This is a genomic window from Streptococcus sp. HMSC065C01, assembly GCF_001813525.1.
Classification (GTDB): domain Bacteria; phylum Bacillota; class Bacilli; order Lactobacillales; family Streptococcaceae; genus Streptococcus; species Streptococcus parasanguinis_V.
This window is the reverse complement of sequence record NZ_KV812830.1, coordinates 111,879-119,447: the sequence shown is the minus strand read 5'-3', so window position 1 is coordinate 119,447 and position 7,569 is coordinate 111,879. Positions and strand designations below refer to the sequence as shown.

The 7,569-nt window shown below is 39.3% G+C and carries 10 protein-coding genes; all 10 read right to left on the bottom strand.

Features of this window, described 5'->3' with window-relative positions:
- Window positions 1–170 precede the first annotated feature (170 nt).
- Window positions 171–611 carry an ASCH domain-containing protein gene (locus HMPREF2918_RS01585; protein ID WP_070594425.1) on the bottom strand — a complete coding sequence of 147 codons (441 nt, stop codon included), beginning with the start codon at window positions 609–611 and terminating at the stop codon, window positions 171–173.
- The gene (locus tag HMPREF2918_RS01580; RefSeq protein WP_070594424.1) at window positions 553–1,455 is read right to left on the bottom strand and encodes a putative PEP-binding protein; all 903 of its coding nucleotides are present in this window, start codon (window positions 1,453–1,455) and stop codon (window positions 553–555) included. Before HMPREF2918_RS01580 ends, HMPREF2918_RS01585 begins: the two co-directional genes overlap by 59 nt.
- Before the next feature lie 41 nt (window positions 1,456–1,496).
- A complete protein-coding gene (locus HMPREF2918_RS01575; RefSeq protein ID WP_070594423.1) occupies window positions 1,497–2,225 on the bottom strand; it encodes a GNAT family N-acetyltransferase in 729 nt (242 codons plus the stop codon).
- Between the two features lie 7 nt (window positions 2,226–2,232).
- The gene (locus HMPREF2918_RS01570) at window positions 2,233–2,712 is read right to left on the bottom strand and encodes an NUDIX hydrolase (RefSeq protein ID WP_070594422.1); all 480 of its coding nucleotides are present in this window, start codon (window positions 2,710–2,712) and stop codon (window positions 2,233–2,235) included.
- A 99-nt stretch (window positions 2,713–2,811) separates the two neighbouring features.
- Complete coding sequence (locus tag HMPREF2918_RS01565) at window positions 2,812–3,657, bottom strand: ABC transporter permease (RefSeq protein WP_371106481.1); 846 nt, start codon at window positions 3,655–3,657, stop codon at window positions 2,812–2,814.
- A gap of 86 nt (window positions 3,658–3,743) precedes the next feature.
- Window positions 3,744–4,013, bottom strand: coding sequence for a hypothetical protein (locus HMPREF2918_RS11530; RefSeq protein ID WP_256263172.1), 270 nt, complete (start codon window positions 4,011–4,013; stop codon window positions 3,744–3,746).
- Window positions 4,014–4,017: 4 nt separating this feature from the next.
- Entirely contained in the window at window positions 4,018–4,677 is a 660-nt protein-coding gene (locus HMPREF2918_RS01560) for an ABC transporter ATP-binding protein (RefSeq protein ID WP_070594421.1), read from the bottom strand.
- A gap of 208 nt (window positions 4,678–4,885) precedes the next feature.
- A complete protein-coding gene (locus tag HMPREF2918_RS01555; protein WP_070594420.1) occupies window positions 4,886–5,584 on the bottom strand; it encodes a 3-oxoacyl-ACP reductase in 699 nt (232 codons plus the stop codon).
- Window positions 5,577–5,813, bottom strand: a complete 237-nt coding sequence (locus HMPREF2918_RS01550; protein ID WP_000141913.1) for a DUF2829 domain-containing protein — start codon at window positions 5,811–5,813, stop codon at window positions 5,577–5,579. Before HMPREF2918_RS01550 ends, HMPREF2918_RS01555 begins: the two co-directional genes overlap by 8 nt.
- Window positions 5,814–5,917: 104 nt before the next feature.
- Window positions 5,918–7,309 (bottom strand): APC family permease, encoded by a 1,392-nt coding sequence (locus tag HMPREF2918_RS01545; RefSeq protein ID WP_070594419.1) that lies wholly within the window; start codon window positions 7,307–7,309, stop codon window positions 5,918–5,920.
- Window positions 7,310–7,569: the final 260 nt, after the last annotated feature.

Below are 7,569 nucleotides of genomic sequence, written 5' to 3'. Positions count from 1 at the left end.
ACGAATTACCGATTTCTGTCCCACTCTCACTTTTCTCACAGCGGAAAGTCTCAAAAAATCTTTTAATAGTTCTAAGAACTGAGCAGTATTTTTAGCTTGTCACAATCACTAGGCCTATTTTGTATAAAAACAGTTATTCTTTTTTCTGATTTTCTAAATGGAGAGCGTATCTATAATGGGTAAACCTTGCGAAATTCTTCTAAAACCACCTTGCTGTCAGGTGTAAACGTCAGACCTGCTTCTCCAAAGCAGTCTTTAAAAAAGTCTTCATGAACCTGACGCCAATAAGCTAGAGATTTGTCTCCCTCACCTTCCTTGTAGGCATGGTCAGCTGACACTTGATGAAAAGGCTGAACGGAAACCTTTGTGACTTCGACAATGCAGACAGCCTGATTTCGGCTGTCTAAAATAACATCAAATGTCCCTTCTTGTGGAAGGGGTTCGTCCTCTATTGCGTATAGATCATATGCTGAGGCTGTTGCTGTTTTTTCGCCTTTAAAGACCAGATCCGCTAAAAGGTCTGGGGCCACTCCAAAGGCCCAGGCGTCTATCTCATCTCCGATAGAGGGGTTGATTTGCTTGTAGGCATTCCACATTTCTTGCGGTGTCATGGGTTCTCCTTTGTAATTTTTTACTTTCTTCTTTTATATGTTTAAGATGGTCTGGATGGTCAATTTCTAAATCAAAAATCTCTGGAATAGAGCTGTAATGGAGAATACATTCGATACCCATCTGATTCATTTTTTGTATGAAAGAAGTATTCAGATAGCCTGCTACAGCAAAATCAATCTTGTTCTTCCTTGCTTTATCCTGCATCTGTCTCAGCATTTCTAACATAATGGGACTTTCCATATCATGCCATTGACTGTTCCTCACAGTCGCAAAAACAAAAGAAGTCAAATCATTCATTCCCACTACAATCTTTGAAATACCAGTTTCCAGTATCCTGTCCAAGTCGAAATAAGCTGATGGTAATTCAATCATCGTGCCAACTTTCCCGGTAAAACCATACTGACGCAATACTGTAATAGCTTGTTTTAATTGTTCGGCATCATTGACAAAAGGAAAAATAACAGACAGATTGGGATTGGTTTGAAAAACTTCGGTAACAACATTTGTCTCCGCCTGAAATTCATCTGGACACGCCAATAAACGCCTAGTCCCTCTATATCCAAACAATGGGTGGCGTTCGTCAAAATACTCTTTAGTCCCGTCTAGACTATTTGCTTCTGCATTTGTTAACTCTGAAAAGCGATACCAGACTTCTTCATCTGAGTACAAATGACAAATAGTGTCTAGATAATCTTTCACAAATTGCTGACAACTTTTTAGCAGTATATTTTGACTGATCTCCCTCACCAAATATTCGCCACGAATCATACCAACATGATGAAATAGTTGTGGGTAAATTTTTTCAACAATTCTTTCGCCACTAAGAGCCAGTTGATTTTGCATAGCGATTCACCTCGTCTTAAAAGATACAATATTAGATATCATTATACGACACTTTCCTCTAGTTCAAAAGCTTCATAAGATTCAACTAATTCGTATCCTAAAAATTCTGCTACTTTTTTAGAAGCCTCGTTATGAGCATCCCAAAGTGGGAACATTTCTCTATTTAAAGCCTCTAGAATCATTGCAGCACCAAGTTTTTTAGCAAATCCATTTCCTTGTTTGTCTGGTCTAGTTGCAACTTCCACTTCAACTGCTCCGTGGTAAACTAACCCTGAGGAAATCCCAGCAATCAGTTCATTATTTTTAAGAATAACAAAGCCAAATCCACCTTTTAAAGCAAAATCCTGGTAGGACTCAAAATCCCCCTGTAAATCTTGTGACCATTCTTCCTCAGAAAGATAGTTATAAATACGATTGTCAATAGGTACAATATTGTAACCTTCCTCTAAATAAGTAACTAGATCATTTAGAAATTCAACTTGAAAATTTGCCTTATCCTTAAAAGAATAGCGAGTAAAAGAAATTAACCCCACTTGCCGATGCAGAAAATCTTGCCACTTAGTGTCTTCTGAAATAATAATCTTATAATCTAAACCATATTGCCTAACAAAGTATTCCCAAAATCTGGGATCCAACTCCCCTGCTAGGTATAGAAAATTCCCAATATCATAAAAGCTCGTTGTCCTATCACTGTTTCGATAAACAGTTCCAATTTGAGATTTAAGACCATAGAGAACCATATATTTCTTCCATGTTTTAAATAGTTCCATTCTCCCTCTATTTTACCTTCCAATCTCTGTAGGTTGTCAGTTCTAATTCTGGAAATCCTCCTAACTCCGCCTTTACCTTCAATACTAAGGGAGAAGCATTGTCTGCAGTAATTTCTTCCACATTCAACCAAATGGCATTGGCTGAATCATTGCTTCCATCAAGAACCTCCTGAGGAAGGGATTGTTGAGAGCTCTCGAAATCGAGTACGATATCATAAAAGGCCATGATATGATGCACTGCGAAGTCTTTCCCTTCTTCTTGAACCATCACGTCATACATCCTAGGATTAGCGTATCTGCTAATCGTATAGCCCGTCTCTTCCAGAACTTCTCGCTTGAGTGTTTCGGTCAGTCCCTCCCCTAGTTCCTGGCTACCACCCGGTAGATCAAAACGATGCTGATAAGGGCCTCTTGTTTTTTCAATGCAGAGCAGTTTCCCCTCTTGAAGACAGACTCCGTATACCCCAAAGTGATGTTTGATTTTCATCAAATCCTCCTACTTTCATTCAAAGCTCAGTCAATAATGAAATCAGTATAGCTTTTCTTTTTGCAACACCATCTCTGATTGCCACTAATCATTTCTTCTCTATTGATTTAATACCTTTTCAATATCAATTTTAGTAATTTTTCTAGATACCAATAATCCTGCAAAAACTGAAGTGAGTATCCCTATTAATACCGGGAACAACAATCTGGTAAGTTCAATATCTAGTGGTAATCCACTCAAAAAGATGATCAAATAAGAAATAGCAATTCCTATCACCAATCCCGCGCTTGTACCTCGTACTCCCATCATAAAGCTTTCAAATAAATATATTCTTTTTATCTGTCGATCAGATGCACCGATAATTTTAAAAGTTGCGATCTGTTTATGATTCTCCTGAATAGTAATAGCTAGAATATTGATGATATTAATAATCGCTACAATAGAGATAAGAACTATGATTAAGAGGATAAAAAGGTCGATGTAGGAAAACCATCTGGATAGCATATTGATAACATCCTGTTGTGTTGCTACAACAACATCTAATCCTGTTCCTGATAAAGATTGTTTTAAATTTTCATTTTTTAAAACAGTCTTTTCTATCTTGTTTGCTACTTCATTTAAATCGGTTCCATTTTTTACAGTAGCATTCAGATAGTAATACTTATTTGATGAAACGCTACTACTTTTTACATTGATTGCCATCATTTGATTTATTTCTGTTGGCAAGGTAGAAAATAACTGCGCTTCTTGCTTGTCTATAATGCCAGAAATTACAAACTTTTCATAATGATTATCAATCTTAATAGTCACCGTATCTCCGACATTCATTGATGTAGCCTTGTGTACGGAATCTCCGATTAATATTTCATTGTCCTTCTCTGGAAATTTCCCTTCAGCAATTCTAATATTCAGGTTTTTTAAATACTTTTCTTCTAGACAATGGATAGTATTGGAAACCGATGTCTTACCATTTTGGAATTTGATATCATCCGTAAATAATAGTTTTACACCAGTAATATTTTTTACTTCATCTATTTTTTTACTCGATCAATATCTTCATTAGAAAATAAAGGCAAAGCTTTATAATTCAAAGAATTTTCTTTATTACCAAAGGCAACAGTAACAACATTTTTATTTGCTACAGTCATTTCTTTAATCATTTTATTATAGAAAGAATTAGAAATGAGCATCACTAAAACAATTAGCAAAACAGAGATCGCTATTGACAGTCGAACTAATCTATATCTTCGTTTGTTAACTTCTAAATCTCTTTTAGCAATGAATAATATGGAATGATTCATTTTATCATCTCCTTACGTACTCAATTTTGCCATCAACAACTGTGCAAATAGACTGCATACTATTCACTACCTTATCACTATGAGTTACTGTTATAATCGTGATACCTAACTCCTCATTGATCCGCTTCAACAATTCTATTATATTTTGTTCGTTAGCAGCGTCTAAATTACCAGTGGGTTCATCTGCTATCAATATTTCTGGATTATTAATAAGAGCTCTTGCCAAAGCAACTCTTTGTTTTTCACCTCCACTAATCTTATCAATACTCTTGCTTAACATTTCCTTTGAAAGACCTAGAGTGTTACAAATTTCGTTAATGTTATTCTCTCCATTTTCAAAAAAATATCTTGGAAGTAGAATATTCTCTTTCACCGTGAAACCTGAAATCAAATTAAAGTTTTGGAAGACACAGCCAATATTCCTACGCCTTACCTTACTCAAATTTTTCATATCTAAAATGGAACTACCACAGACTAAGATATCCCCCTCATTTAAACTGGTAATCCCTAATATTAATTTAACAAGAGTAGTTTTTCCTAATCCAGAACGGCCAACTATTGCAGTCGTGCTACCTTTTTTAAATTCAAAATTACAATTTTTGAAAATGTATCTGACATTCGATCCATCACTAAAACATTTAGTAACATTCACTAATTTAATCATGATTTCACCTTCATTCCATAATGACTTAGCAAATCAATTGTACTATTCGTTTCTTCTAAAACAATCTCTTAAGGTTTCAGGTAGCCCATTCAAAAAGTTCTTCTGAACTTACCCTCAGTTATCTTCATAATTGTTATTATCCCTGTGTTTTTAAGGAAAAAACAATTACATTTCTTAGCAAGATTTTAGCTCCTGCTTTTTCATTTCCCTACTTCAAACTCCAACCACCATCAATGGTCAGGAGTTGTCCCTGCATAGCAGAGGCCTTCCCGCTAGCCAAAAAGAGGCTGACTTCGGCTACTTCTTCTGGTTCTATCCAGCGCTTGATAGGCGTCTCACTGGCTACCCAGTCAGCCAAACCACCTGGTTCAAAGTCAGCTGCCGTCATGCCTGTTTTGACGGCTCCTGGCGCGATGCCAAAGACCTGAATCCCAGCTTCTGCATAATCCAGGGCCAACTGCTTGGTAAAGCCCGCTAGGGCATGCTTGGACGAGGTATAGGCGTGACCGCCTCCACCAGCTAGACTAGATGCAATGGAGCACATATTGATGATGATACCTCGCTTCTTCTCCAACATTTGAGTCAGATAATGCCGTGTCAGCTCCACCGGAGTCACATAGTTAATCTCAAAAATCTCCTGAATCTCCTGAGCACTTTGCTCAAGAAGCGGTTTGTAATCATCCAAGACCCCAGCCGTATTACACAAGACATCTACCTCAGGACACCAGTCGAAAATCGGCGTCAAATCAATAGTTAAGTCCCGTTGCAAGAAGTGAAAATCACCTGCTAACTGTGGATCCGCTCCCTGGTCCACTCCATAGACCTGGTAGCCCTTTTCTAGAAAGAGTCGAGCTTGAGCCAAACCAATCCCGGAACTCACACCTGTAATCAAGACCCTTTTAGTCATGGACTTCCACCCAATCTGTCGCTAAAACATCACAAGGTGTTGGACTCCACATGGAGAAACCTTCACCCTCACCAGAGACGTTGATGAGGAAATAAGGGGTCACTTCCAGAGCCACCCCATTTTGCTCAATGGTATCAAAGAGTTGGACGTAGTTTTCTGCTCCACCCCATCCTGTTCGCACATATTTTTTCTTAGCCTTTAAGCCTGGTAAAATCTCTTCAAATGTCATTTTTTTCTCCTTTGTTATCTAGTTAACTTTCTCCCTTTATTATACCAAAAAAAGAGCTTTCTCTATGTAAAAAGCCAGAGTTCTTCTACTCTAGCTTTCATCTTTTATTGATTTTCTTCTGAATGGCGATAGCCATAACCGAAATAAATTCCGACCCCGATCAAGAGAGCAACTCCGAAGGCCAGCCAGGTCGATAGGGAATACTGGGTCATAAAGGACAGACAGACCACAATCGACAGGATTGGCAAGACTGGAACCAAGGGTGTTTTAAATTCACCAGGTCCAGGAGCCCCGTGTTCCTTGCGCAATTTCAAGAGGGCAAAGGCCAACATAACTAGGTAAGCCAAGGTACAAATATTTAAGAAGGAAGCGATACTTGCAAGTGGAAAGACTCCACCAGCAATGGCAGCCATCGAGCCAGCTACTAGTGTTGCATTTTTGGGAATTCTAGTTTTTGGATCGAGCTGTTTCATAGCTTTTGGCAAAAGCCCATCCCGCGCCAAACTGTAAATCATCCGTGAAAGGGCAAAGGTCATGGAAATGCAGACGGTAATCAAGGTCAAAATAGCCACTAAGGATACATAATTTCCAGCCCAACCAGCTCCGACCTGACGAAGGGCAAAGGCAACCGCGTCTTCTACATTTAAGTTCTTAAAAGGAACCATACCGGTCAAAACCAGGGTGACCAAGATATAAAGAATGGTTGTGATCAAGAGACTGAGGACAATGCCGCGAGGGACGTTCTTTTGTGGTTCCTTGATTTCGTCGACCGCCATTGAAATGGACTCAAAACCAAGAAAGGCAAAGAACATGAGCGAAGCTCCAGCCATAATCCCTGTCTGACCACCATAGATTTCGCCAAATCCATATGGAGCAAAGTTTGCCCAGTTGCCAGGATTTAGGTGAAAAATCCCGACAAGAATAAACAAGGCAAGAGCGGAGAACTTGAGTAAGACCAGCAAGGAATTAAAGCGTAAAACCGCTTTTGCATTCATAAGGACTAAGGCTGTGACGAGGACCATGACCAAAATAGGCAAGAGATCCACATAAGTTCCCTTAGCTGGATCAAAAGTCCCGTTTAAAGCTGTCGGCAGGCTCCAGCCAAGATTGGCCAACAAGCCCTTGAAATACGCAGCCCAACCTGACGCCACCCCTGATACAGCTGTCATAAATTCCATCACAGTCAACCAACCTGCAATCCAGGCTGGAAACTCTCCAAAGATGGCATAGAGGTAACTATAGGCCCCACCAGTTGAAGGGATGCGAGACGCAAATTCAGCAAAGAAGAGGGCAGATAAGCCAACGCAAAAAGCCGCAATCACAATCGAAATGATCAAGGCTGGACCAGCTAAATTCGCTGCTGCAGTCCCTGTAATCGTGAAGATCCCTGTCCCCACCATGGCACCGATTCCTAAAATAATCAAATCCCACAATCGTAAATGGCGATTTAGACCTGGGTGTACTTGCCCAAGTCCCTTTTTTCGAAATAGATTCATGTATATTCTCCCATCTAATGAGTTTATTCTATCATACTTAAACAAGAAAGAGAGTGGAACAGAAATCGGTCATTCGTTAGAATTCGATTTCGTCGTCCCACCTCCGCACAGTTGAGTAGGGCATCTTTGGAACTTGAAAAGCGAACAACTACTTAGGAAACTTGCTTAGCAAGTCCTATCTACCACCTCAAAGCAGTGCTTTGAGCACTCAACTACTGCGTCTTGCTTGACAATCCAAAAACAATTGAGAGGCTAGGACT

Bases quoted from the DNA above. Each gene is read 5' to 3' on its own strand.
- HMPREF2918_RS01585 (WP_070594425.1), bottom strand. From the start codon at position 611: ATGACACCGCAAGAAATGTGGAATGCCTACAAGCAAATCAACCCCTCT.
- HMPREF2918_RS01580 (WP_070594424.1), bottom strand. From the start codon at position 1,455: ATGCAAAATCAACTGGCTCTTAGTGGCGAAAGAATTGTTGAAAAAATT.
- HMPREF2918_RS01575 (WP_070594423.1), bottom strand. From the start codon at position 2,225: ATGGAACTATTTAAAACATGGAAGAAATATATGGTTCTCTATGGTCTT.
- HMPREF2918_RS01570 (WP_070594422.1), bottom strand. From the start codon at position 2,712: ATGAAAATCAAACATCACTTTGGGGTATACGGAGTCTGTCTTCAAGAG.
- HMPREF2918_RS11530 (WP_256263172.1), bottom strand. From the start codon at position 4,013: ATGAATCATTCCATATTATTCATTGCTAAAAGAGATTTAGAAGTTAAC.
- HMPREF2918_RS01560 (WP_070594421.1), bottom strand. From the start codon at position 4,677: ATGATTAAATTAGTGAATGTTACTAAATGTTTTAGTGATGGATCGAAT.
- HMPREF2918_RS01555 (WP_070594420.1), bottom strand. From the start codon at position 5,584: ATGACTAAAAGGGTCTTGATTACAGGTGTGAGTTCCGGGATTGGTTTG.
- HMPREF2918_RS01550 (WP_000141913.1), bottom strand. From the start codon at position 5,813: ATGACATTTGAAGAGATTTTACCAGGCTTAAAGGCTAAGAAAAAATAT.
- HMPREF2918_RS01545 (WP_070594419.1), bottom strand. From the start codon at position 7,309: ATGAATCTATTTCGAAAAAAGGGACTTGGGCAAGTACACCCAGGTCTA.